The sequence below is a fragment of the Pseudoalteromonas sp. MMG005 genome (assembly GCF_018101015.1).
GTDB lineage: Bacteria > Pseudomonadota > Gammaproteobacteria > Enterobacterales > Alteromonadaceae > Pseudoalteromonas > Pseudoalteromonas aurantia.
This window is the reverse complement of record NZ_JAGJEK010000006.1, coordinates 129,101-153,485: the sequence shown is the minus strand read 5'-3', so window position 1 is coordinate 153,485 and position 24,385 is coordinate 129,101. Positions and strand designations below refer to the sequence as shown.

The 24,385-nt window shown below is 41.4% G+C and carries 22 protein-coding genes; 9 read left to right on the top strand and 13 right to left on the bottom strand.

Annotated features, from left to right (window positions below; translation table 11 throughout):
- Positions 1-3 precede the first annotated feature (3 nt).
- Genes J8M01_RS06625 through J8M01_RS06615 form a run of 3 tightly spaced genes read left to right on the top strand, consistent with a single transcriptional unit; the run spans position 4 to position 2,486 of the window.
- Positions 4-660 carry a hypothetical protein gene (locus tag J8M01_RS06625; protein ID WP_192509681.1) on the top strand — a complete coding sequence of 219 codons (657 nt, stop codon included), beginning with the start codon at positions 4-6 and terminating at the stop codon, positions 658-660.
- Positions 661-664: 4 nt separating this feature from the next.
- Entirely contained in the window at positions 665-2,029 is a 1,365-nt protein-coding gene (locus J8M01_RS06620) for a tetratricopeptide repeat protein (RefSeq protein ID WP_211057440.1), read from the top strand.
- Positions 2,030-2,039: 10 nt separating this feature from the next.
- Complete coding sequence (locus J8M01_RS06615; protein ID WP_211057439.1) at positions 2,040-2,486, top strand: DUF2799 domain-containing protein; 447 nt, start codon at positions 2,040-2,042, stop codon at positions 2,484-2,486.
- A 296-nt stretch (positions 2,487-2,782) separates the two neighbouring features.
- Here J8M01_RS06615 and J8M01_RS06610 read toward each other — a convergent pair whose 3' ends face one another.
- Positions 2,783-3,379: an ACP phosphodiesterase gene (locus J8M01_RS06610; protein ID WP_211057438.1), complete on the bottom strand. Its 597-nt coding sequence runs from the start codon at positions 3,377-3,379 to the stop codon at positions 2,783-2,785.
- A gap of 269 nt (positions 3,380-3,648) precedes the next feature.
- Here J8M01_RS06610 and J8M01_RS06605 point away from each other — a divergent pair, with 269 nt between their 5' ends.
- Together J8M01_RS06605 and J8M01_RS06600 are read left to right on the top strand one after the other, a co-directional pair.
- The gene (locus tag J8M01_RS06605; protein WP_211057437.1) at positions 3,649-4,674 is read left to right on the top strand and encodes a cytochrome c peroxidase; all 1,026 of its coding nucleotides are present in this window, start codon (positions 3,649-3,651) and stop codon (positions 4,672-4,674) included.
- Positions 4,661-6,943: an ATP-binding protein gene (locus J8M01_RS06600; protein ID WP_211057436.1), complete on the top strand. Its 2,283-nt coding sequence runs from the start codon at positions 4,661-4,663 to the stop codon at positions 6,941-6,943. Before J8M01_RS06605 ends, J8M01_RS06600 begins: the two co-directional genes overlap by 14 nt.
- 79 nt (positions 6,944-7,022) lie before the next feature.
- On the opposite strand, the gene J8M01_RS06595 is transcribed toward J8M01_RS06600, so the two are convergent.
- From J8M01_RS06595 to J8M01_RS06570, 6 genes are all read right to left on the bottom strand, one after another.
- Positions 7,023-7,613 (bottom strand): LysE family translocator, encoded by a 591-nt coding sequence (locus J8M01_RS06595; RefSeq protein ID WP_211057435.1) that lies wholly within the window; start codon positions 7,611-7,613, stop codon positions 7,023-7,025.
- Positions 7,614-7,690: 77 nt separating this feature from the next.
- Positions 7,691-8,866 carry a 2-methylaconitate cis-trans isomerase PrpF gene (prpF, locus tag J8M01_RS06590; protein ID WP_211057434.1) on the bottom strand — a complete coding sequence of 392 codons (1,176 nt, stop codon included), beginning with the start codon at positions 8,864-8,866 and terminating at the stop codon, positions 7,691-7,693.
- Positions 8,867-8,987: 121 nt separating this feature from the next.
- The gene (gene acnD / locus J8M01_RS06585) at positions 8,988-11,579 is read right to left on the bottom strand and encodes a Fe/S-dependent 2-methylisocitrate dehydratase AcnD (RefSeq protein ID WP_211057433.1); all 2,592 of its coding nucleotides are present in this window, start codon (positions 11,577-11,579) and stop codon (positions 8,988-8,990) included.
- 93 nt (positions 11,580-11,672) lie between these two features.
- On the bottom strand, positions 11,673-12,794 hold the full coding sequence (prpC, locus tag J8M01_RS06580) for a 2-methylcitrate synthase (protein ID WP_192509672.1): 1,122 nt from the start codon (positions 12,792-12,794) through the stop codon (positions 11,673-11,675).
- 108 nt (positions 12,795-12,902) lie between these two features.
- Positions 12,903-13,796 carry a methylisocitrate lyase gene (gene prpB / locus J8M01_RS06575; protein ID WP_192509671.1) on the bottom strand — a complete coding sequence of 298 codons (894 nt, stop codon included), beginning with the start codon at positions 13,794-13,796 and terminating at the stop codon, positions 12,903-12,905.
- A 22-nt stretch (positions 13,797-13,818) separates the two neighbouring features.
- On the bottom strand, positions 13,819-14,478 hold the full coding sequence (locus tag J8M01_RS06570) for a GntR family transcriptional regulator (protein ID WP_192509670.1): 660 nt from the start codon (positions 14,476-14,478) through the stop codon (positions 13,819-13,821).
- 214 nt (positions 14,479-14,692) lie between these two features.
- Between J8M01_RS06570 and J8M01_RS06565 the strand changes: the two genes are divergently transcribed.
- Positions 14,693-15,424 carry a transporter substrate-binding domain-containing protein gene (locus J8M01_RS06565; protein WP_211057432.1) on the top strand — a complete coding sequence of 244 codons (732 nt, stop codon included), beginning with the start codon at positions 14,693-14,695 and terminating at the stop codon, positions 15,422-15,424.
- 362 nt (positions 15,425-15,786) lie between these two features.
- Here the strand turns inward: J8M01_RS06565 and J8M01_RS06560 are convergent, their stop codons facing one another.
- The 6 genes from J8M01_RS06560 to J8M01_RS06535 all read right to left on the bottom strand — a co-directional run bounded on the left by J8M01_RS06560 (position 15,787) and on the right by J8M01_RS06535 (position 21,491).
- Positions 15,787-15,996 (bottom strand): cold-shock protein, encoded by a 210-nt coding sequence (locus tag J8M01_RS06560; RefSeq protein WP_192509668.1) that lies wholly within the window; start codon positions 15,994-15,996, stop codon positions 15,787-15,789.
- A gap of 464 nt (positions 15,997-16,460) precedes the next feature.
- The gene (locus tag J8M01_RS06555; protein ID WP_211057431.1) at positions 16,461-17,531 is read right to left on the bottom strand and encodes a ChuX/HutX family heme-like substrate-binding protein; all 1,071 of its coding nucleotides are present in this window, start codon (positions 17,529-17,531) and stop codon (positions 16,461-16,463) included.
- A 9-nt stretch (positions 17,532-17,540) separates the two neighbouring features.
- On the bottom strand, positions 17,541-19,646 hold the full coding sequence (locus J8M01_RS06550; RefSeq protein WP_211057430.1) for a TonB-dependent receptor: 2,106 nt from the start codon (positions 19,644-19,646) through the stop codon (positions 17,541-17,543).
- 174 nt (positions 19,647-19,820) lie between these two features.
- Complete coding sequence (locus J8M01_RS06545) at positions 19,821-20,228, bottom strand: biopolymer transporter ExbD (protein WP_211051640.1); 408 nt, start codon at positions 20,226-20,228, stop codon at positions 19,821-19,823.
- A complete protein-coding gene (locus J8M01_RS06540; protein WP_211057429.1) occupies positions 20,221-20,727 on the bottom strand; it encodes a MotA/TolQ/ExbB proton channel family protein in 507 nt (168 codons plus the stop codon). Before J8M01_RS06540 ends, J8M01_RS06545 begins: the two co-directional genes overlap by 8 nt.
- A 23-nt stretch (positions 20,728-20,750) precedes the next feature.
- Positions 20,751-21,491 carry an energy transducer TonB gene (locus J8M01_RS06535; protein WP_211057428.1) on the bottom strand — a complete coding sequence of 247 codons (741 nt, stop codon included), beginning with the start codon at positions 21,489-21,491 and terminating at the stop codon, positions 20,751-20,753.
- Between the two features lie 64 nt (positions 21,492-21,555).
- Here J8M01_RS06535 and J8M01_RS06530 point away from each other — a divergent pair, with 64 nt between their 5' ends.
- Genes J8M01_RS06530 through J8M01_RS06520 form a run of 3 tightly spaced genes read left to right on the top strand, consistent with a single transcriptional unit; the run spans position 21,556 to position 24,339 of the window.
- A complete protein-coding gene (locus tag J8M01_RS06530; protein ID WP_211057427.1) occupies positions 21,556-22,482 on the top strand; it encodes an ABC transporter substrate-binding protein in 927 nt (308 codons plus the stop codon).
- Positions 22,482-23,537 carry an iron ABC transporter permease gene (locus J8M01_RS06525; protein WP_211057426.1) on the top strand — a complete coding sequence of 352 codons (1,056 nt, stop codon included), beginning with the start codon at positions 22,482-22,484 and terminating at the stop codon, positions 23,535-23,537. Before J8M01_RS06530 ends, J8M01_RS06525 begins: the two co-directional genes overlap by 1 nt.
- A 1-nt stretch (position 23,538) precedes the next feature.
- The gene (locus J8M01_RS06520; protein ID WP_211057425.1) at positions 23,539-24,339 is read left to right on the top strand and encodes a heme ABC transporter ATP-binding protein; all 801 of its coding nucleotides are present in this window, start codon (positions 23,539-23,541) and stop codon (positions 24,337-24,339) included.
- The last annotated feature ends 46 nt before the right edge of the window (positions 24,340-24,385 follow it).

The following is a 24,385-nucleotide window of genomic DNA, read 5'->3' as shown; positions in this document are numbered from 1 at the left end:
AGCATGAAACGCTATAAACTGCCTTTAATACGTATGTTCATCGGAGCCTGCGCTTTGCTCTGTGTCGCGACATTATTTATTATCATGTTACTGATCAAAGGCGTTGCAACGGCCCCAAAAGAGACCGTAATTCATACTAAAATCGATGTTGCAACATTGCCGCCGCCACCGCCACCGCCGCCAATACTAGAAACACAGCAATCAAGCAGTAGCACCGCAGCTTTAAACGTTGTTGGACTCACAGGCAATGTAGCTATGCAATATAGCGACACACCAACCATGGCTATGCCTAAGGTCAGTGATTTAAAGCGACCTGAGCTCGACTTAAAAGAGTTTAAAATCATCGATACATTTTCGTCCAGTATTCCGATGCTCCAAGTTGAACATTTAGACCGGGTTCCTATTGTCGTCCGTCAACAATATATTAAACCGCCAAAATCCATCCGAAAGTACGGTAATAAAAGAATTGAAACAAAAGTAGAGTTAATCATCGATCAAACCGGTAAACCCTATATAAAAAAAATCGTCGATGCTGTTTACCCCGAAATGGTCGATACAATTAGAGAGTGGGTAAGGCACGCGCGTTTTGAGATCCCAAAGAAAGAAGGTCGGCCCGTTCAAGCCGTATATTTCTATGGTATTAACTTTAATTACGGATAATCATATGAAACACATAATAACGATAATACTTGCGCTTACTTTCTCTCTATTTCATGAACCTGTGTTCGCAACTAAAACCCAACTCACCGTGGAATTAGATCCTGTGCGCTTCGTCATACCTGCATTTAATGAGGTATATTCAGAACGCGAATCCACGCTTGCACCTGAGGAATACGAGCTTGCTGAAGAATTAAAAGCCTTGCTGGCAAACAAAGATTTTCAAGCTGTCTCAAACAAACTAGATACATATTATGATATTGAGCTTAGCCCCGCCTTGTTGACACTCAAAGCACAAGTATACTTTACCATTAAAGTATACGATAAAGCAGAAGCCACTTATCTCAGTGTGTTAAAGAGAAAACCTCAATTTGTCCGTGTGCATGAAGATTTAGGGCAATTGTATCTCATTACACAGCAACTAAATAAAGCACAAAAACATTTTTCAACAGCCATATCTTTAGGCTCTTCAAGTGCTTTGATCCACGGTCAATTAGGGTATTTAAATTTGCAGCTTGACGGGGCTTTCTCTGCTATTTACGCTTATCAAAAAGCGCTTACATTAGAGCCGAAAAACCCTGATTGGCAACAAGGTATGTTAACCGCATTATTAGAATCAAAAATGTTCCCGAGTGCGCTTGCATTGCTTAATGAGCTGATCAAAAAACACCCGAAACAACAATCATTTTGGCTGACAAAGGCGGCAATAGAACTAGAGACTAAAGACTTTGATAGTGCACTAACTTCTCTTGAATATAGCCTGCTATTAGGTGATGTATCGCAACAGAATTTACAAACAACCGTCCAACTGCACCTTCGTACTCAGAGTTTTCAAAGAGCAATTACGTTAATTGATAAAAACATCAAAGAAAATGACGTGCCGATTGATGTGATCAAAGAATATTTATATTGGTTAAACCGAGCTAAGCTCTTTTCTGAAAGCGAACGTATTCTTAGTCGATACCTTATCAAAACCAACACTTCTGATGTCGACAAAAGTGCATTATCATTATATCGAGCGGCTATTTATGCACAAAAAAATCAGGTTGATAAAGCCATAAAATATTTCAATGATGCTTTGGATTTTGATAACAACAATGCCTCAGCGCTCATTCAATACGCTCATTTCTTAATGACAATAAAACAATTTGTCGATGCTGAATCTCTTTATTTAAGAGCACAAGCGTTTGAATCCACAAACTTAGCTGCAATGCTCGGCAGAGCACAAATATATATCAATACCAACGACATTAAATCCGCTCATCTGTTACTCATAGACGTCAGTCAAAAATATCCTGATACACCAGGGATCAAAGCCCAAATTGAAATCATTGAAAGCCTCGTAAGAGCTAATAACAAAACCCAACTCTAAGGAAGAAAAAATGCGATACCCAATAATTTTATTAACCTTATTCTTAAGTGCCTGCAGTAGCACTGAAACCTTTATCACAGCAGAACAATGTGGTACCCAAAACTGGAAGAAATTAGGTTATTCTTCAGCCATGAAAGGCGAAAGTATCAGGGTCTTTGACCAAGTTAAAAAAATATGTAACTCACAACAAGCAGCTCTTGCACAACCTATTTTCGTTGATGGCTATAGCGATGGTCTCATTGAGTACTGTACCTTTGATAATGGATTTAAAATCGGTGAAAGCGGTCTGACATCAGACTCAATTTGCCCTTTAGAATTACGAAAAGAATTTCTCGCTGGATATCGTCAAGCCAAACTGATTAGAGATCAAACACTCGCTGAAATGGAAAGAGAAAAACGTATGCGTGAGTCAATGCCGAATTCAGCAAATACACCACGCAGTGGGAATGGCAATTAACTTGGCAAAAATAAAGCATATTTAAAACCAGCGACGTTAGGGGCTGTTGATCTTTCAGGTTCGTTTTTGCAGCAGTTGGATTTTATACAAGGCAGAGGCTGCGTAGCATGGTTATTCCATGTGAGACAGCCGATAACATAGTAGAAAAGCCTATCAAGCGCTGCCTACTGGTTCTTTTGAGCACCCCTCTCTCTTTGTTGCTTAATATTCGCTTAGATTACTAGGCCACATATTAAGCGCCGCGATAAAAGCATGCTCAAAGAGAACAAAAATAGAACAGAAAAGATCAACAGCCCCTAATACTGCGTTGGTCTTTCGATGCTCTTTTCTGTGACATAGCGAAGTAAATCTGGGAAAAAATGCAGGAAAACATCATTAAAATACTCATAATTCTCAATAATTTCTTCAATACTCCCTTCAAACTGGTTAGAAAATCGGATCCGCAGCGCAATGCTATCCAACACGTCACTTAAGGAGGTGAGTTGCTCATATCGTGAAAACCAATCTTCTGCCACCATGCGTGTTATAACGTGAGACATATGATTTGGCATATTAGGCGCTGCTTCAATCAAGTAGGCATATCGAGAATGTTTAAATTCACTTAACGACACATCACTGTATGATGTCCAATGTTTTATCAAAAAGTGATCAAACAGTACATCTAAAACAACCCCTGAAAAACGTCGCCTCTTTGGTGTAAAGCATTGCTTTGCCGCTTTCACTGCAATATGGTTGTCAGTGAATGCATCAACCAACCGATGATTATCTAACCCTAATTTGACTGGTTTTTCAATGCATTCAATATTTACGCCTTTACAAAAATCGCCAAGCAAGTTGCCAAAACAAGAATGCGCATTTTCTTGGGCAAAATAAAGATGAGCTAAATAATTCAAATGGCACCTAAGTGATGACGTACAACATTTTTTACCGCTAGTTTACCAACAAATGAGTACGATTGAATAATAAACATACGTGATTTTTCCATATAAAACAGATTCGGATCAAGCCTATTTTACAAGCACTCTAACTCAATGCGCTCAAGTAGTGAACGTCCTAAACTATTTCGTTGCAAATAGCTAAATCTTACTTTTAATTCCCCTTTAAAATAAAAAGGTGACTACACTTAGTAGCAGAAGATCATGGGCAAAGGGTTTGCTGAAAAGTGAAAAATAATTATGCACAGCATATGGCTTATATGGCTATTGTCACTGTATTGATTATCGCGGGGTATGCGTGGTTAAAGTTAGCAAATGATTCTAAGGCAACATTAACGTCAACCTCTAATAAACCTCACTTTGAATTTATCACCGTTAACGGGCCTATTCAACCAATACCGGCGAAAGCGAACTTTGATCAAGCCTGGGTACAGTTAGGCAAATCGCTGTTTAATAGTAAGTTATTATCTGACGACAACACTGTTTCTTGCGCATCATGCCACCTTGTTGATTATGGTGGTGACGACGGTTTCGCACTTTCAACTGGAGTTAACAATGCGCTTGGTGAACGTAATTCTCCTACGGTACTCAACGCGGTATTTAATTTTCGACAATTTTGGGATGGCAGAAGCACAGATCTATTTGAACAAGTTGCAGGGCCTATTCATAGCCCGGTTGAAATGAACAGCAACTGGCAACAAATAATCGGCAAACTCAATAATGAGCCAAAGATTAAACAAGCCTTTAAAGATCTTAATGAAAACGACATTACGCAGCACAACATAAGTAAAGCCATTACCATTTATCAATCAAGCTTGATTACACCCAACTCCGCATTCGACCGCTTCATTTTAGGTAACTTGAATGCATTAACGGCACAACAAAAGAGAGGTTGGAGTGCTTTTCAGGAATTGGGGTGCATAAGTTGTCATCAAGGCAGGAATATTGGTGGTAACATGTATCAAAAGCTAGGCCGTATTGACGAAATACATGGTGTATTAAAAAAAGATTTAGGCCGTTACAACGTAACCAAGAACCCCAATGATAAGCATGTTTTTAAAGTCCCAAGTTTACGCAACGTCGCTTTAACCGCTCCCTATTTTCATAATGGCTCGGTTGCAACATTAGATGAAGCGGTCACTATTATGGCTAAAATACAACTGGGAACTGAACTATCAGCCCAAACCCAACAAGATATCGTCTCACTATTACACGCTTTTAGCAGTAAAGGAGTTGACCATGATACTCCGTGAATATGCGCTCGAAATTATCATTCTGATTTTCATCTTAGCAGTTTCTATTACCACAGTTGATAACCTTGCTTTGCAAAAGCACAGCTATGCAGAGCGTGATATTTACGCCCAACTCGAACCCGCTCTTAATGAACTAATTATAGAGACTTTGCTCGTTAATAACGACACGGTAACCTATTTTGACAAGCAAGCGACTCGACAGCTTACCGTCGATAAACTCATGTTATCTCCCATAATAGACACCGAAATTGCCAATAACTGGTACGGCTTAAGTCATACCATATCCCAGTACTTACAAATTGTAAGTGTCTTAAAAACATCTCGAAAAATCATCGCGCAGGCTCAACAAAATACGAACAAAAACAATGCGTCCAATATTTTATTTGGTAAAATTCTTTCATTTTATAATAAACCATCAATTACTAACCAACAATCAGTTGAACTGTATTTAAACAAACACACAAAGACACTAGCCAGTGCGTACCCTAATCAACAGAAATGGCAACAACTCAACAAACATATACTGTTTTTAATTTCTAATCAGCATGTGGTTAATGATGCAATATTAAAGCTAACACAACAAACACTCATTCAAGCTATCGTAATAAAAAAAATTAGGATTAGCAAAACCCTAGAGAAGCGTAATAAACAGATCATTTATTTTATTCTTGTGGTAGCACTACTTTTCATCTTACTGCTCAGCGTTATTTTTAGAAAAATAAACAACTTACTACGATATCGTTCGCACCAAGCAGAACAAGCATCAATCGCAAAAAGTCAATTCCTGTCTAATATGTCTCATGAAATTCGCACACCTATGAACGGTATTTTAGGGCTGAGTGAAATCTGCTTAAAAGAAACTGATGTAAGTAAAATTAAATCTCATTTAGGTATGCTCGATTACTCTACTAAAAACTTATTACGGATCATCAATGACATTTTAGATTATTCAAAAATAGAAGAAAATAAGCTTGATATTGAACTTCGTGATTTCCGCTTATCAAATGTGCTCAACCACTTAAAAAACCTATTACTTAAGTCAGCTACAGATAAAGGGCTGGATTTGATTTTTACAATCAATGATCATGGCTATGATCATTTTAATGGTGATGAAGGACGCATCAATCAGGTTTTATTGAATTTATTAAACAATGCCATTAAATTTACCCACACAGGCTTTGTGAAGTTAGATGTAAAAGTCACTATATCCAAAAAACGGCACGCGCATATTCTATTCAAAGTGATTGATACCGGGATCGGAATTACTCAAGCACAAAAAAGTACGCTTTTTAAACGCTTTACACAAGCACAAATGTCAACATCACGAAAATTTGGTGGCACGGGCCTTGGCCTTGCTATTTCGAAACAACTCGCCACTCTTATGGGTGGCAACATAAGAGTAAAAAGTAAGCATGGCAGCGGAACTGTTTTCCAATTTTCTTTACCTGTGACACTGCCAAATCCCATGCCCACTGAAGCATACTCACAGAAAAGCTGTGTGTTACTTTACCCCGATACTCCAACGGGTAAGTCCCTACAAAAACAACTCTTGTATTGGCGTTATGATGTGCATCTTGCGCAAGACATTGCGCACTTCAAAAAGCTGCTTAACAGGCTCAATCCTGCCATTGCATTTATTCAAGCCAAACTTCTCCAAGAAACGATAGAAATAACCCCCTCTGTAACAACATGCTTATATCAAATAACCGATAGCCGAACACATATTTTCGATAAAAGGTTCTCTGAGTTACACTTACCGCTATTACACAGTGAACTGAACCCATCCCGATTAAATAAACTTATTACCGAATCAAACTCTCAGATCCATAATGATAAACCCGAGCATCAGGCTTCTGATAATCCTGAGGCAAGTCGTGCAAAGCTGAATTGCTACAAAGTTTTGCTAGTTGAAGATAACCCGATTAATCAGCTCGTTAGCAAACGTTTATTGGAACAAATGGGGTTAACACCTGAAATGGTAGCGGATGGTCAACAAGCCATAGATGCAGTATTATCACAACAGTTTGATTTGGTACTCATGGATATTCAAATGCCGGTCATGGATGGAATTGCTGCAACAAAAGAAATCAGACACCATTTCAATAGCAAACAACTACCAATCATTGCACTCACAGCTAATGTTATGGAATCTGATATCAATACATACTTAAGTATCGGCATGAATGCCCATCTAGCCAAGCCCATAGACACACAAGCCTTGCAACAGCTTATTAGTCTTTACTTAACGAACAAAGATTTGAGTGCCTAATCTCAATGTTGAAACTCAGCTACTCACTCATATTTCGGAGTAAAAGCCACAAACACATCATTTTCCATATTCAGCATACTTACTGAATGGCGGTTATGATGATACTCGCTAATAACGCGCCAGAAAAAGTCCACCGTAACCACTTTGCCTGTACGGGTTTAGAAAAAAATGGGCGCAGACTTCCTCCAATAGCCATCCACAGACCATCCACGATTACAGCCACAACAAAACACACGACACCCGTTGCAATTACGCTAACGAAAGGGTCTTCAAGTACCAGTATATTATTAGCAAAAATCGCTAAAAAAGCGGCATATGCCTTAGGGTTGATCAAATTTAAAATAAACCCGTCTTTAAAGCTCGGGGCTGCACCATGTAACCCTGAAATCCCCCCTTGTGCCGACGCGATTTTGTATGCCACATAGCATAAATACGCAATACCGACTGTTTGACAAAATAGTCTGGCGGTTGGATAAGCCATAAATAAAGTACCCAGCCCACAGGCAACTGCAATGATCACCACCAACAACCCACACAATATACCGCTTAAAAAAACCATACCACGCTTAAAGCCGAAACTAGCACCAACCCCAGCTAATGCCAACGGCGCAGGGCCTGGAGAGCCTAAAAGCAATGCAGTAGTAAGTACGAGTGATATTATTGATTCCATGCATATTCACCCTAAAAATGAAATTATTAAAATAAAAAAGCCCAGTTGGGCTTTTTTTATTTTGATTGATAAAGACACTAATCGCTGTGCGGTACTCTTACATTGCCTTCCATCAATACACGAGCACTACGGCTCATTACTGCACTTTTTGCTTGCCACTGGCCATTCAGCTCACGGGCCACGGCACCTACTTTTAAAGTGCCCGACGGATGACCAAACGTCACACTGTCTCGTGCAATACTTCCTGCTGCACTATTCACCAAAGTGCCAGGTATCGCCGCCGCTGTGGCAATGGCGACCGCCGCTGTCCCCATCATGGCGTGATGTAATTTACCCATTGATAATGCACGTACACACACATCAATATTATTACTACCAATCGGCTTGCCACTTGATGAAGTATAACTTTTGGCATGACTGACAAATGCAATCTTTGGCGTGTGCTGTCGAGTTACAGCCTCTTCAATATCACTAATTAATCCCATTTTAACTGCGCCATAGGCGCGAATGGTCTCAAAGCGTTGAAGCGCTTGCTCATCATTATTAATCGCTTCTTGTAACTCTGTTCCTTCATAGCCTAAGTCTTCAGCATTAAAGAATAAAGTCGGGATCCCGGCATTGATCATCGTCACACTAAAGCGGCCTATATTTGGCACCTCCAAAGTGTCAACCAAGTTCCCTGATGGAAACATTGCACCACCACCCGCCGCCGGATCCATAAACTCCACCACCACTTCTGCTGCTGGGAATGTCACACCATCGAGTTCAAAGTCTCCGGTTTCTTGCACTTCTTTATTGGTGATCGGCACATGGGCGACAATGGTCTTTTGAATATTGGCTTGCCAAATACGCACAATCGCAATGCCATTTTCAGGGATCCGCTGTGCATCCACTAAACCATTGCTGATAGCGAACGACCCCACAGCAGCAGTTAAGTTACCGCAGTTACCGCTCCAATCTATAAAAGGTTTGTCTATCGCAACCTGACCAAACAGATAGTCTACGTCATGATCTGGCTGACTACTTTTGGATAAAATCACCGTTTTACTGGTACTGGATGTTGCTCCCCCCATACCGTCTGTTTGTTTGGCATAAGGGTCTGGACTGCCAATCACACGCAACAGTAATTGATCTCTGTCGGGGCCTGCCTGTTGGGCTGCTTCAGGTAAATCAGTTAAATTGAAAAACACCCCTTTACTTGTCCCACCACGCATATAAGTTGCGGGTATTTTGATTTGTGGTTTATAAGACATCAGAATTCCTTGGTAGAGCTTTTGTTGCATAAAAGCCCATTACATATCATGACTAAAAGAAGTTAGACCTGAAAAAATCATCGTATTTCAAGCCTAGACCGTCGTGCTCAGATGAAAGAAATTACGTATTTGCTTCTAAGAAATCTTTCGCGAAACGCTGTAATACACCACCTGCTGCATAAATCGACACTTCTTCTGCCGTATCTAACCGGCACAGCATCGGTACTTCAACACGTTCACCATTTGCGCGATGGATAATAAGCGTTAACGTTGCACCAGGGCTTGTATCACCCTCAACATCATATGTTTCGGTGCCGTCAATCGATAACGTTTTACGGGTTGTACCCGCAGCAAATTCAAGGGGTAATACACCCATACCAATTAAGTTGGTACGGTGAATACGCTCAAACCCTTCAGCGGCAATCACTTCCACACCCGCTAGGCGAACCCCTTTGGCTGCCCAGTCTCGTGATGAGCCTTGTCCATAATCAGCACCCGCCACAATGATCAAAGGCTGTTTACGTTCCATGTAGGTTTCAATCGCTTCCCACATGCGTGTTTGCTGCCCTTGCGGTTCAATGCGCGCTAATGAACCTTGTATTATTTCACCGTTATCATCACGTACCATTTCATTAAATAACTTAGGGTTGGCAAACGTTGCGCGCTGCGCCGTTAAATGGTCACCACGGTGTGTCGCGTATGAGTTAAAGTCTTCTTCTGGTAAGCCCATTTTTGCCAAATATTCACCTGCGGCACTGCTTGCCATAATGGCATTTGAAGGTGATAAGTGGTCAGTTGTAATATTGTCACCTAGCACGGCAAGCGGACGCATGCCTTTCATGGTGCGCTCAGCAGCTAATGCACCTTCCCAATAAGGCGGGCGGCGAATGTAAGTACTCATTTTGCGCCAGTCATACAATGGATCATTGTCTTCACCGTAATCGACTGTTAAATCAAACATCGGCTCATACACTTGACGGAAATGCTCTGGCTTTACACTTTTCGCAATAACTGCATCAATCTCTTCATCACTTGGCCACAAGTCTTTCAAAGTGATAGGCGTGCCATCTTGCTCATGTCCAAGTACATCTTTTTCAATATCAAAGCGGATAGTACCTGCAATGGCATAAGCCACCACCAAAGGAGGGGATGCTAAAAATGCTTGTTTTGCATAGGGGTGAATACGACCATCAAAGTTACGATTCCCCGACAATACAGCGGTTGAATATAAATCTCGATCAATAACTTCTTGTTGAATCTTCGGGTCAAGGGCACCACTCATCCCATTACAGGTGGTACAAGCAAACGCGACAATACCAAAACCAAGCTGTTCAAGCTCAGGGAGTAACTCTGAGTCTTCTAAATACAACTTTACAGCTTTGGAGCCCGGTGCCAACGATGACTTAACCCAAGGTTTACGTACCAAACCTTTCGCATTTGCATTACGCGCTAATAATCCAGCTGCAATAACATTGCGTGGGTTACTGGTATTTGTACAGCTTGTAATAGCAGCAATGATCACTGCCCCATCGGGCATTTTACCCTCTTCTTGCTCAACCTTACCGGCAATTCCTGTTTTAGCAAGATCAGCGGTGGCTACCCGTTTATGCGGATTGGAAGGCCCGGCGATATTGCGCCCAACCGCTGACAAGTCAAATTTTAAAACCCGCTCATATTCAGCACTTTCTAAACTATCAGCCCACAAACCGGTGTGCTTAGCGTAATTTTCTACCAGTTGAACTTGTTCATCATCGCGCCCTGTGATTTTTAAGTAATCAATAGTCTGCTGGTCGATATAAAACATCGCTGCGGTTGCACCATATTCAGGTGTCATATTAGAAATGGTCGCTCGATCGCCAAGGGTTAAACTGGCAGCCCCTTCACCGTAAAATTCAAGATAGGCTCCCACCACTTTTTCAGCACGCAAAAACTCAGTGATCGCCAGTACAATATCTGTGGCTGTGATCCCCGGTTGTGCTTTACCCATGAGCTCAACGCCCACGATGTCAGGTAAACGCATGTAAGAAGCACGTCCAAGCATCACACTTTCTGCTTCTAAGCCACCGACCCCTACGGCGATAACACCCAATGCATCAACGTGCGGCGTATGGCTATCTGTGCCAACCAACGTATCAGGAAAAGCAACACCATCACGCGCATGTACCACTGGCGACATTTTTTCTAAATTGATCTGATGCATGATGCCGTTACCCGGCTGGATCACATCAACATTTTTAAATGCCGTTTTTGTCCAATTTATAAAGTGAAAGCGGTCTTCATTGCGACGATCTTCGATTGCACGATTTTTCTCAAATGCATCTTCTTCAAAACCCGGATGCTCTACAGCCAGTGAATGATCAACAATAAGCTGCGTAGGTACAACTGGATTTACCTTTGAAGGATCTCCCCCTTTGGCGGCAATTGCATCTCGTAAACCGGCTAAATCAACCAAAGCTGTTTGACCTAAAATATCATGGCACACCACACGGGCAGGAAACCACGGGAAATCTAAATCGCGACGACGTTCAATAATTTGCGTCAAGCTCGCATCTAGCTTTTCAGGTTCACAACGACGTACAAGGTTTTCGGCCAATACGCGAGAAGTGTAAGGCAGCGTATCGTATGCGCCAGGTTTAAGCGACTCAATGGCTTCGCGCGTATCGTAAAAGCTTAACTGGCTATTTGGCAACAGTTTACGGAATTTTGTGTTCATAACTACATCCACAGGCAAAATAAGGTGACGGTTCTAAAGCAAAGAGGCAAAACACCAGAGTAGGTGTTTTGCCAAAAGTATCAAGCGTGCAAATTAACGTTCAGCAATCGGAGTTACTGGACGTAAATCTTCACCGGTGTAATCTGCAGATGGACGAATAATACGATTGTCTGCACGTTGTTCCATGACGTGTGCAGCCCAACCTGTCAATCGAGACATCACAAAAATAGGCGTAAACAATTTAGTTGGAATACCCATGAAGTTATAAGCTGATGCATGGAAAAAATCTGCATTACAAAATAACTTTTTCTCACGCCACATCACGGCTTCACAGCGCTCAGAAGCCGCATATAACACAGTATCTCCCACTTCGTTGGCCAATTTCTCTGACCATTGCTTAATAATTTCATTGCGCGGATCTGACTCAGAATAAATTGCATGCCCAAAGCCCATGATCTTCTCTTTACGAGCCAATTTACCCATCATTTCTTCTTCGGCATGATCAGCAGACGTAAAGCCTTCAATCATTTCCATTGCTGCTTCATTCGCTCCGCCATGCAGTGGACCACGTAATGATCCAATTGCTCCCGTTACACATGAATGCATATCAGATAACGTTGACGCGCACACTCGTGCAGTGAATGTTGACGCGTTAAACTCATGTTCTGCGTAAAGAATAAGTGAAACATGCATCACACGCTCATGCAGTTCGTTTGGCTTTTTACCATGCAGCATATGTAAGAAATGTCCACCGATTGAATCATCATCGGTTTCAACTTCGACACGCACCCCATCGTGGCTAAAGCGATACCAGTAACAAATGATACTCGGGAAACACGCCAACATGCGGTCAGTGACTTGACCTTGAATATCAAAGCTAGATTCACCTTCTAAATTGCCAAGCATTGAACAACCTGTTCTTAACACATCCATTGGGTGTGCATCAGCTGGAATGCGTTCTAACACTTCTTTTAACGCAACAGGTAAACCACGCATCGAACGTAGTGTATTTTTATAGCTGTCTAGTTCCGCTTGTGTTGGAAGATGACCTTTTAAAATAAGATGTGCAACTTCTTCAAAATCACAGTTTTGCGCTAAGTCTTTTACATCATAGCCGCGATACGTTAAGCCTGATCCTGACACACCTACTGTTGATAATGCCGTTTTCCCTGCTACTTGACCGCGAAGGCCAGCACCACTGAGTACTTTTGCCATGGTATTTTCTCCTGAAATTTTTAACCTGCTGGGTATTGATAGTTATTTTGTATAATTTTGCTGTTTTACGGACCTGTATCTACAGGCCCTTAATAAAAATATCTATTACTATTTATTTTTACCTTCAGCGAACAGTGAATCGAGTTTTTGCTCATACACGTGATAACCAAGGTAATCATATAAATCCATACGAGTTTGCATGGTATCGATGACAGCTTTTTGATCGCCATCTGATAAAATTGATTGGTAAACGTTTTCGGCTGCTTTGTTCATTGCCCGAAAGGCGCTAAGTGGATATAGCACCATGTCCACACCCCATTGGCCTAACTCTTCTTTATTCCACAATTCTGTTTGACCAAACTCGGTAATATTCGCCAAAATTGGTACGTCAAGCGCTTCACTGAATGCGCGGTAATGAGCCTCTGTTTTTACCGCTTCAGCAAAAATACCATCGGCACCTGCGGCCACATAAGCTTTTGCTCTCTCAATAGCAGCCTCAAGCCCTTCTTGTGCAAATGAATCTGTGCGCGCCATGATAAAGAAATCAGGATCTGTTCTAGCATCTACCGCAGCTGTAATTCTATCTACCATTTCTTCGGTCGAAACAATTTCTTTATTCGGTCGGTGACCACAGCGCTTTTGCGCAACTTGATCTTCCATATGTACAGCGGCTGCACCTGCTTTTTCCATATCTTTAATGGTTTTTGCGATGTTGAATGCGCCACCCCAACCCGTGTCAATATCTACCATTAAAGGTAAGTCACATGCAGCTGTAATACGCTGAACATCGACAATCACATCATTTAATGACGTCATACCTAAGTCAGGCAAACCATAAGAAGCATTCGCTACACCGCCACCCGATAAATAGATTGCTTGATGGCCAATCTGCTTAGCCATAATCGCACTGTAGGCATTAATAGTACCGACAATTTGCAATGGCTGGTTGGCAGTCAGTGCGTCTCGAAAAGTCTTTCCTGGGCTTTTATATCCTGTGCTCATGATGTTCTCTCTTAGCTTGATCTTATGATTGAAGTTTTGCTTTTATATTATTTTTTGAATACATAATATGCCGACGCATTAGCATTTCTGCCAACTCTGAGTCTCGAAGACTTATCGCCTTTACTATGCTTTTATGCTCATCAAATGCGCTCGTTACTCTCGGACCAGCCATCCCCAACTGAACTCGATACATGCGCACCAAATGATATAAACCGTTTACTAACATTGAGATTAAATACGCGTTTTTGCTACCTTGAATAATACGATAATGAAAATCTAGGTCACCCGCTTCTTGATAATAGAGTTCGGCAGTTTTCACTTCATCGGATTGACTATTCAGCAGGGTATTTAGATCTAAAATTTCCTCTTCTGACATATTTTGTGCAGCAAGCCTTGCTGCCATCCCTTCAAGCGACTCACGTACTTGATAGAGCTCTATTAGCCCGTCGGGAGTTAAAGAAACCACCCGCGCACCAACGTTCGCCTTACGCTCGACTAAATGACATGCTTCAAGGCGGTTAATTGCTTCACGCACAACAGCACGGCTTACCGCATAGTTTGTCGACAATTCCATTTCACTCAACTTAGAGCCCGCAGGGATAACCCCATCAACAATCTCTTTTCTCAACCGAAAGAATGCTTTATCAGATGCTGTTATTGCCTGCTCTTTAAAAATGGCCATTGCTGCCTTTTGAAGTTTGTTGGTGATGCTTATGGGCAGATAATATAGATCTAGTTTACGTTTACGTCAACATTCAAAACCACAGATTGTCGACAAAACACCAAATAGTCTTTATAAATATGGTGAATATAGGTAAATTCGCGACCATGGCGATGTTTGCTACACTTAAATGCACAACATATAAATTAAATAACAATTGACGAAGGGAGGTTGAATGACAAAGTACCTACTCTTCGCATTGCTCTTCATACCTCAATGGGCCTTGGGTAAAGCTAATATAAACACTGTTAGTGTGGAGGTTGTCACTGAGCTTTCTCCTCCAAATCAGCTCTTACAAAACGACCAAGTAGCAGGAACTAGCACCGAATTAGTAAAAAAAATTCTGACACATGCACAAATCAATGCACGATTTACCATGTACCCTTGGGCTCGCGCCTATCTACTAGCAAAAAAGCATCCCAATACACTCATTTACAGTATGGCCAGAACAACTGAAAGAGAGCCACTGTTTCACTGGATTGGGCCCGTAGCGCTTTTTAAATTAGGTTTTGTAAGCCTTAAAGGACGAACGGACATAAAAATAGCAAGCCTTACTCAGGCAATCCCTTACCGACTCGCACTACAAAGAGGGGATATTTCAGAACTTGTATTGAAATCTCACGGGTTTGACTACATATTGACAGCAGACATAGCTCAGTCTTACAAATTATTGATGGCGAAAAAAGTCGATATTATTTTAGACGATGCCCGTTACCTAGCGCCACTGGCAAGCTCATTTGGGTTACCGGGCGACAGTTTTAGATTTGTTTATGAAGTCCCTGAGTTAACGCTAAACGGTTACTTAGCAGCCAGCGTTACAACACCTATGAGTATTGTGCGGGCACTGAGAGCAGCCCATAAAACAATGCAAAATTCAAAGGAATACAAACGCGTCATGTCACAATAAAACACTGTGAAAAACGATACCCAGAGCTACCTTCTATCGTCGGTAAATCGATTACAGACGATGATGAGTGAGGCTAAGCAAGCATATATATGCGCCGTCATAACGCAGGGTGATCCATATCCATTCTTCAATTGGGGCAAGCGCGATTGAACGTGTTACCCGACCAATTTGCTATCGAGATACCCTCGCAATGTTTTTGTCTGACGCGTTAAAAGATAATAATCTGGGAAGTATTCTTCACCCTGTAACTGGTAAATGACACAAAGCTCTCCCTCTTATATCACATCATATATACTGGGCATTTATCGCTAGGCACAAAAAAAGCAAGCCTCTGCTTGCTTTTTTTTCTCAGCATTTATCGCTTAAAGCAGCGTAATGTTCTCTGCTTGTGGACCTTTTTGGCCAGTAGCTAGAGTGAACTCAACACGTTGGCCTTCAGCTAGCGTACGGAATCCGTCACCTTTGATAGCGCTGAAGTGAGCAAAAACGTCTGGGCCATTTTCCTGTTCGATGAAACCAAAACCTTTAGACTCGTTAAACCACTTAACTGTGCCAGTTACTGTATTAGACATATCTGATATCCTGAAAAAATTATAACTATGCCCATATGGGCGCATAGAGCAAAAACTAGACGGTACTTAAAAACTTCAGGACGGTACTACAAGTTAGACTTATACAACAACGTAATGGAGATTTATAAACACTGACATATTTTTTGTCTATACCTAATAGTATAGATATGCAAGTCTAAGTCAATGCTTTTTACCATCAAGGTACATGAACTTTCCATTACATTTAACATCTAAATCACCAAACAAAGCGAAAAATAAAACAACAAACATCAGAAAAACAACAATAAAGCTCAATAAATAAGCAGCCTCCGTATTGAGCAACCCTACGCCGTTTAAACCTTAAAGTAACCGATAGGTACCCATTTTCCATTGGTTATTTTTAAGGCAGTTAATGAAAAAAGCCAGTATTGTACTGGCTTTTACATCTTTACTTATATGCTATGTGCATACGAAAAACATTTTATCTAGGCAATTTCACGCTTGCTTTGTATTAATTTATCACACAAAGCTTGCCACTCTGAACTCTGTGTATTTCCCTCTGCGCGACGACCAAACAACGTCAGTACCGTGTTATTCATTTTATCAAAGAATTCAATAGATGACACGATGGTGTTGCCATTGTCCGTCGGTTTTCGTACAACAAACGCACGACTAATCTGTTCTATTTTCACATGGAGGTTAAAGCGTTCATCAAGTACATTGAACCACGGACCTACTTGTTTTAAGTTTTGCACTGTACCGGAGAAAATCTGCACTGCACCGTGATTTCCTACAAATGCCATTATTTCCAGGCGCTTATCTCTGGCTTGTGTCAAGACAGTTTCTAAAACATTATGTATCACCTCGGCACTCCAAGGCTCGCCCGCAAGCTCTAATGCCTGTAGCCGAGCGAGCTTAAACTCCCTAAGTAAATTAGGGAAGTGGTGCACATCATTTAAATCTGACCAAGCTTGTGTAAATGCTAACGTTTGTTGCTCACTTGGTATATGCCACTGAGCCCTATCTGCTTCGTTAACTTGTTCCGTGGCATTGTCGGCACTAAAATCCAGAGCCTCTGTTAATTTAAAGCGTTCTCGTAAATTCAAAAAGGCATTCAAATCTGACTCAGCTGTGGTAAACACTTTATGGACTGCTTGGCCATAGGCGTCAAAAAACTGAATACTAGAATAGCTGTCCGTTTCAACCGAAAATACGCTGCGCCAATTATGAATGAACAAACGCATATCAATCCCACCAGGGTTAATAGCAATCCCCATCGTTTTGTCTTGATGCTCAGAAATATATAACTTGTCGTAAACACCTTTTATTTCATTTACTACTGAGCCATTGCGGGTTAGCGCCATAATGTAACCAAGTCGTTTCAAGTTTTTCAGAATCGCGGGGATCTGATTATCGTCTAATCTCGCAACACCTTGGCCAACCTGCGCATTAAGTAACTGCGCCTCACTGACGCCTAATGTTTTTGCCGCTTCTACAGCCCGAAGTTTCGGGTTATCACTGATCAGCTTTTGATACTGCTTTAATAGCGTGCTCATAAATCCTCCTTAAAAACGCCAGCTCACTTGAGTTTTAACACTTCGACCAACACCATAATCACCAATACCACCACCTGTACCCGCAATCACTGTATATTCTTTGTCAAAGACGTTATCAATCGCTAAACGCAAGTTTACGTCTTGTGTTACATCCCAGCTGGCATATAAGTCCCACAATGTATGGCTTTGATGCTTTACAACACCATACTGACGCGTACTGCGGTTATAACTTTCAACATCTCGGTTGCTAGTATGAACAATTTTTGCCCCAAGCATTACCGTGTTGTCTAGCATTGAAAACCCAGTATCCACACTTAATTTATCTGCCGGTAAATACCAAAGCGCTTTACCTGTATTATCTTCCCCGTCAATCGTGCTGTACGTTAGGTTCGAATATAAATATTGGTTCGCATAATTGAGTTCAAGTTCAAATCCGTCTCTGTCGTTACTTGCACGATTGGCGTATCTTGGATTGGGCATTGGGTTTTGCGTTTCGCTGGTTAGTGAAGTAATTTCGTCGTCAACACTAATATCAAAATACATCACTCGTAGATTTAAAGTGTCAGTGTTGTTTAGGACATTATCAACGCTATATGTCATCCCTAACTCACTATTATCACTGTACTCAATGTCTAAATTAAGTGCACTTTGACGACCGCCATATTGATCGTATAATTCATCAATAAGCGGCGCCCTAAAGCCTGACTGTCGATTCACAAATATTGCCAGTTCAGGCGTTACTTGGTAATTAAGGCTAATTGAAGGAGCCCAATCACTGTGCGTAACATTCGTATCTAAATCATTGAACTTTGACGAAAAACTGGCTGTTGGATTTGTTTCATAACGCTCATAACGAACGCCGGTAATCACAGTCAAATCCTGTAGCTTAAACTCATCTTGAATATACACACCTGTACGTACTTGGTCACCGCCAGGCTGAGAAGTCATTTCACCTGTTTGGGCAACCGTGCCATATTGCTCACATGCATAGGTCTCAAAGTTAATACGCTCACAGGGCAGTGCTGTTTTTTCGCCAATACGTTCTTTGTCGGTATATTGCACGCCATAAGTCAATGCATGACCAGCTACTTTTGATGTGTTCATTACATCTAACGTCGTAATGTTATATTCATATGTCGATTTTATACCGACAAAATCTTTCAACATGCCCTCACCGTCAGTCTCTGTTACCTGACTTGTTGTGAACCCTAGCTTTGCAGTTAAATCTAAGTAAGGGTTATCACTTGGCATAAGTTCATAACTTAAGTTTGCCGCAGTTTGATCGACTTCTCGATAAACCGTTCCCCATGCGCCAGCATCCGTTGTATTAAACTCAGTTCGTTGTGCATCCTGTGTGGTTGTGTAAGTCACACCTAATAGAGAGTCATCTGTAAGGAAGTATTCACCTTTAAGTAATACCGAACTATTTTCAATCCCTGAATTATCTAACATTTCACCATTAGATAGTTCAAAATCATCACTGTCTCGTTTGACTACTGCTGCAAGTAAATCTAGCGTTTCTGTTGGTCTTGCAAAAGCAAATACAGAACCATTTTTTTGTTCGTTATTGCTATCGTAACCCAATTTCACCTTCGCTCCAGCGGTTTCTCCATCACGTAAAAAATCGGCTGCATCTTTGAGCTCAAGCTGTACAACGCCACCTAATGCACCACCACCATGCAATACTGTACTCGTGCCGCGTTTAATACTAATCGTTCTATACAATTCAGAATCAGTGAACAAGCTTCCCATTCGATATTTTTCAAATGTTTGTACCATGCCATCGACGGTTACCAACACATCTTCAGCATCACTAAAACCTCGAATATTGAACTTTTGACCACCATTTCTAGGGCCACCATTTGCACTGACATTTGGGATCATATCCAAGGTGTTAAATAAGCTACTTTCTAATTGCTTCTCTATTTGCTCACTCGAAATGACATTAACAGCTTGTGCTGATTGCAACACGGTTTTTTCAGTGCGCGTAGCCGTTACCGTTACCGCATCTAACGATGTCACGATAGCAGCATCATTGGTATTTTGAGTATTAGCGTGTGCCATCAGAGGAAGGGAAAATGTTGCCAAGCACAAACTAATTTTTGATAAACGCATGGGGTACTCCTGATTAAATATTAATAGCAAAAACAAACCGTGCTCTTCAGTGCCCCATTTAACTCAGTTCCTTCACCAATGCGAAAGCATTGGTGTTAACTCCATACTGAAAGATGCGCGGTTTTAACTTATGGCGCGCAATATACCATAACAAAATAATAATGATAACTATTTTTATTTGCGTTCAATTAATATATTCGCAATAGATCGATTTTCTTGGCTAAGGTTGGCTAATAGTTGCACCAGAGCCTCACTGGGCACATGCTTATCAACAGCAATAAATACTGGGCTTACGTACTCTATGTGCTTAACTGCCTGCATTAAAGTTTCTTGGGTGCTAAAAGGCTGATCGTTTAGTGCATAGCTAACATGATTGTCGTGATACATGAGACTTAGTACTACTGGCGTTTGCTCTGACACAGCACTACCATTATCTCCAGCATCAGGTAATGACACTTCCATCACATTAACTTGGACTGCGACACTTAAAAGCAAAAAAACCAGTACAATAAATAACACATCCAACAACGCAGTTAAGTCTGGGACTAACGCATTCTCTGAGGGTTTTGGTAATTCAAGCATGTTGCGCCTGCGTAGTAACAATTTGCTCATTAGCAAACAAAGTCAATTCTGTTTGCATATGCTCAACCAATGCTTGGCAAACCCCATTGAAAACAATGCAAGGCATTGCAATGGCTAATCCAACGACCGTTGAATACATTGCCCCCCATAACCCATCAGCCAATAGTGCAGGCGTAACCGCTTGTTGCGTATCTGCAATGCCTTTAAACATCACAACTAACCCCCAAACAGTTCCGAAAAGCCCCATGAGTGGACTTAGCATGCCTATTAGGCTGATCAATGATAAACGCTTCCGCCACCGAGCAACTTGTTTCTGAATATGAAGTTGTAATCGTTCGGGAGTTGCCTGTATTTCCCGTAAAGATGTTTTAATACTCGCCAATCGCCAAACGCCCTCGCTCAGCACCCACCCTCTTTCTAAAATCAGTGTCAGTGCCACTGATGACAAAACAAGAAATGGCCATTGCATCATTCCTAACTGCGTAATTATTTCATTCATAGTACTTACTCCAGTTGATAAAATTAACTTGTGAGGCTAAATTCGACAGGCACAGTGAATTTTGCTTTTACGGCATGTCCGTAGCGCTCTACAGCGTGAAACTGCCATTGTTTTACATTATTCAGGGCTGCTTTATCTAGTACCGAAAAACCACTGCTTTTGACCAACGCAACAGCGACAATAGCCCCGTATTCATCTAATTCAATAGAGACAATAGTGACGCCTTGCTGGCCTCGGCGTTTAGCTCGCAACGGATATTTCAATGCAGGTCTTGGCATTTTAAAAAGCGGCAACTGAGTAACATTAATGGGAGCATTACTCGCACTATGCTGCGCCGCAAGTTGAATAGCTGTCGCTTCAACCTCAGTAACGGTATCTTCATCTATTTTTTTCTGCTCTGATGGCTCTATCGATACATCTGTCGGCGCTACGGCATCAACGACGGGATGAACTGGCTGGTGGTCTATCTTAGCGACTCGCTCTACGGACTGCTTAGCAGGTAACACCTTTGCAATTACGGCTTGCTCTTGTAAGGCTAATTTATTTTTCTCACCATTAAATATGGTTTTATTTAAGTCGGCTTCTGAACCTGACTCGGTCGGTTGCTTTACGAGCGAGTAAGTCGCAACCTGTTGTATTTTAACTTTTAATGCAATTAATTTGGCGTTGTCGCCACCATCAAATTGCATGCTTTGAGAGGGCGTTACTAACCATAATAAGCTATGGGCTATAACGGAAATACTGGTACAGGTTAAGATCTTCATGTTGATTACTGATAATGATAACTGTTATTATTCTCATTATTATAATAGCAACTTTGGAATTGTTATGAAAGTTAAAGCTTGGTCTTGTTATTCTGTTTTTTGTATTTACTTCGTTAGTTTATTCATTTTATTCCCCTCAATAGCCGCCGCTCAGAATTATCAGCGGGTGGTCGTTTCAGGCGGTTCAATCACTGAAATTATTTATGCATTAGGCGAGCAAGATCGTATTATCGGCGTAGACAGCACCAGTGTTTTCCCTGCAATAGCAACAAAAAAAGCGCAGGTCGGTTATGTACGTAACATCAATGTTGAAGGGGTATTATCTTTAAACCCAGACTTACTACTCGGCGAAGCTGATACGGGTCCTGATAAAGTAGTAAAGCAGCTGCAAGATACGGGTCTTAAAACGCATATTTTCTCTAATAATGATAACTTTCATGGTATTGAAACCAAAATTAGTCAAATTGCAAAATTACTTAATGTCGAACAAAAAGGCCAAATGCTTAATACCTATATTCAAGCAGATCGCCAAGCGCTTAAGCACATTTTGTCGCAAACTCAATTAAAACCTAACGTACTGTTTGTCTTAAGCTTAAAAGCCGGACAACCACTTGTTTCTGGCGCTGATACATCGGCACATGAGGTGATCACCGCAGCCGGAGGCCATAATATAGCCGGCGCTCACTTCACTGGTTGGAAACCGCTGTCTACGGAGTCTGCAATGGCAATGAACCCAGATATCATTGTTACCATGGGCCGACATGGCGCCAACAAATCTATAGATGTATCTAAAATTACGCACTTTAAATATTCTAACGCGGTTAAAAACAAACAGGTGTTTACATTTGATGGTTCTTATCTTTTAGGTATGAGTCCAAGAACGCCTCAAGCTGTTGTCGAACTTGCCAAGGCTATTCATGCGAATGTGACCTACCCAGCCGGTTACCAATTACGCGCAGCGCAAACGTCTCATAACAGTAAGGCACTATAGTGTTAGCCCTTAGCCAATCATTTATACCTGCTCAGTCGGTAAAGCGCCTTTTTCTGATCGGTTTATTATGTCTATGTATGGTCGTTTGTTTCACGGCACTCGCCACGGGCGGGGTAAACATCGCGTTCAGTCAGTTGATACATATTTTAAATAATGTCGGGTCTGATTCCCTACAGCATGCTGTTATCTGGGAAATTCGACTACCACGATTGTTACTCGCTATGGCGGTTGGTGCTGGATTAGGTGCTAGTGGAGCCGCCATGCAGGCAATATTTAGAAACCCTCTCGCGGATCCTGGTTTAATTGGCATAACCAGTGGTGCCGCACTAGGTGCCATTGCCACCATCGTATTGGGCAATACCTTACTCAGTAGCTTTAGTGACACATATGGTATATACGCGGTCCCCATAGGTGCATTTTTGGGTTGCTTAATAATTTGTGCAATGATTTATCGCCTATCTAGTCAAGGCAACCAGTTTACTATTATCAGCTTATTACTCGCTGGAATAGCCGTAAATGCCATTGTTGGGGCTTTAATAGGCATTTTAACCTTAATAAGTACTGATGCTGAATTACGCGATTTAACCTTTTGGAGTATGGGGTCGCTCGCTGGCAACAGTTTTGAAATGATCTTACCGTCATTAATCATCATCTGTATATGTTGTGTGCTATTAACTAAAATGGCCAAGCCACTCAATATTTACTTGCTTGGTGAACAACAAGCAAAACACTTAGGAGTTAATGTTGTCGCCTTGAAAAAAAAGGCATTTATTTATACTGCATTGTGTACCGGCTCAGCAGTCGCCCTTACTGGAATGATTGGCTTCGTGGGGTTTATAGTACCTCATATCATGCGCTTAATTATGGGTCCTGATCATCGCTATCTCATGCCGGCTTCTATATTAGGTGGCGCAATATTGTTAAGCCTTGCTGATATTCTTGCTCGTACTCTCATATTGCCCTCTGAACTGCCTATTGGCTTAATCACCAGCGCCATTGGCGGACCTTTTTTCTTAGTTATGTTACTAAAAACCTATAAATCGAGAGGGTTTTAGCATGATAGAAGCTAAAAATATTACCGTAAAAGTAGCACAGAATACGTTACTTCATGACGCTAACTTAACGTTAGACTGCGGGCAACTGACTGTCATCTTGGGCCCTAATGGAGCTGGTAAATCAACACTGTTAAAGTCACTATGTGGTGATATACCACTGACGGCTGGGCAAGTCGAATATCAACAGCTAAACTACCATGAATATGACGCAAAACAGTTCGCTCGCATGCGCGCCGTTCTAACGCAGAACTATGATTGTGACTTCCCATTTACAGTACAAGAAATTGTCGATATGTCTCATTTTGTACATGCCGATTCAACACCTTTTACCACATTACAAGCTTATTCTAAACAGGCCATTAATACGTTAAACGTGTCGCATTTGATCAATAAACCATTTACACAGTTATCTGGTGGAGAGAAGCAACGAGTGCAATTTGCACGTGTGTTATGTCAACTATTGCCAGCATTAGAAAATCAAGAGCCGTGCTACTTACTCATTGATGAACCAACCGCAAGTCTAGATTTGTTCCATCAATATCAGGTTATGCAATTAGCCAGAAATATTGCCAACAAAGGGGCTGGTGTGTTGGCTGTCGTACATGATTTAGCACTTGCGGCTAGTTTTGCTGATAACATTACCATGTTAGAAAACGGACGCGTAGTGGCTTATGGTAAACCAGATGAAGTTTTGACAGAAGCACAATTGGCACAAACCTACCAAATCAAAGCGCATATTTTACAAAACGTCGGTAGTCTACCCAGCTTACAAGTTGCCAAGCAAGCATTGTCTAACGCCTAACCTCGGCAATGTTGTAATAAGTAGAAATATAAAAGGCAGCACTGTT

Bases quoted from the DNA above. Each gene is read 5' to 3' on its own strand.
- J8M01_RS06625 (WP_192509681.1), top strand. From the start codon at position 4: ATGAAACGCTATAAACTGCCTTTAATACGTATGTTCATCGGAGCCTGC.
- J8M01_RS06620 (WP_211057440.1), top strand. From the start codon at position 665: ATGAAACACATAATAACGATAATACTTGCGCTTACTTTCTCTCTATTT.
- J8M01_RS06615 (WP_211057439.1), top strand. From the start codon at position 2,040: ATGCGATACCCAATAATTTTATTAACCTTATTCTTAAGTGCCTGCAGT.
- J8M01_RS06600 (WP_211057436.1), top strand. From the start codon at position 4,661: ATGATACTCCGTGAATATGCGCTCGAAATTATCATTCTGATTTTCATC.
- J8M01_RS06595 (WP_211057435.1), bottom strand. From the start codon at position 7,613: ATGGAATCAATAATATCACTCGTACTTACTACTGCATTGCTTTTAGGC.
- prpF (WP_211057434.1), bottom strand. From the start codon at position 8,866: ATGTCTTATAAACCACAAATCAAAATACCCGCAACTTATATGCGTGGT.
- acnD (WP_211057433.1), bottom strand. From the start codon at position 11,579: ATGAACACAAAATTCCGTAAACTGTTGCCAAATAGCCAGTTAAGCTTT.
- prpC (WP_192509672.1), bottom strand. From the start codon at position 12,794: ATGGCAAAAGTACTCAGTGGTGCTGGCCTTCGCGGTCAAGTAGCAGGG.
- prpB (WP_192509671.1), bottom strand. From the start codon at position 13,796: ATGAGCACAGGATATAAAAGCCCAGGAAAGACTTTTCGAGACGCACTG.
- J8M01_RS06570 (WP_192509670.1), bottom strand. From the start codon at position 14,478: ATGGCCATTTTTAAAGAGCAGGCAATAACAGCATCTGATAAAGCATTC.
- J8M01_RS06565 (WP_211057432.1), top strand. From the start codon at position 14,693: ATGACAAAGTACCTACTCTTCGCATTGCTCTTCATACCTCAATGGGCC.
- J8M01_RS06560 (WP_192509668.1), bottom strand. From the start codon at position 15,996: ATGTCTAATACAGTAACTGGCACAGTTAAGTGGTTTAACGAGTCTAAA.
- J8M01_RS06555 (WP_211057431.1), bottom strand. From the start codon at position 17,531: ATGAGCACGCTATTAAAGCAGTATCAAAAGCTGATCAGTGATAACCCG.
- J8M01_RS06550 (WP_211057430.1), bottom strand. From the start codon at position 19,646: ATGCGTTTATCAAAAATTAGTTTGTGCTTGGCAACATTTTCCCTTCCT.
- J8M01_RS06545 (WP_211051640.1), bottom strand. From the start codon at position 20,228: ATGCTTGAATTACCAAAACCCTCAGAGAATGCGTTAGTCCCAGACTTA.
- J8M01_RS06540 (WP_211057429.1), bottom strand. From the start codon at position 20,727: ATGAATGAAATAATTACGCAGTTAGGAATGATGCAATGGCCATTTCTT.
- J8M01_RS06535 (WP_211057428.1), bottom strand. From the start codon at position 21,491: ATGAAGATCTTAACCTGTACCAGTATTTCCGTTATAGCCCATAGCTTA.
- J8M01_RS06530 (WP_211057427.1), top strand. From the start codon at position 21,556: ATGAAAGTTAAAGCTTGGTCTTGTTATTCTGTTTTTTGTATTTACTTC.
- J8M01_RS06520 (WP_211057425.1), top strand. From the start codon at position 23,539: ATGATAGAAGCTAAAAATATTACCGTAAAAGTAGCACAGAATACGTTA.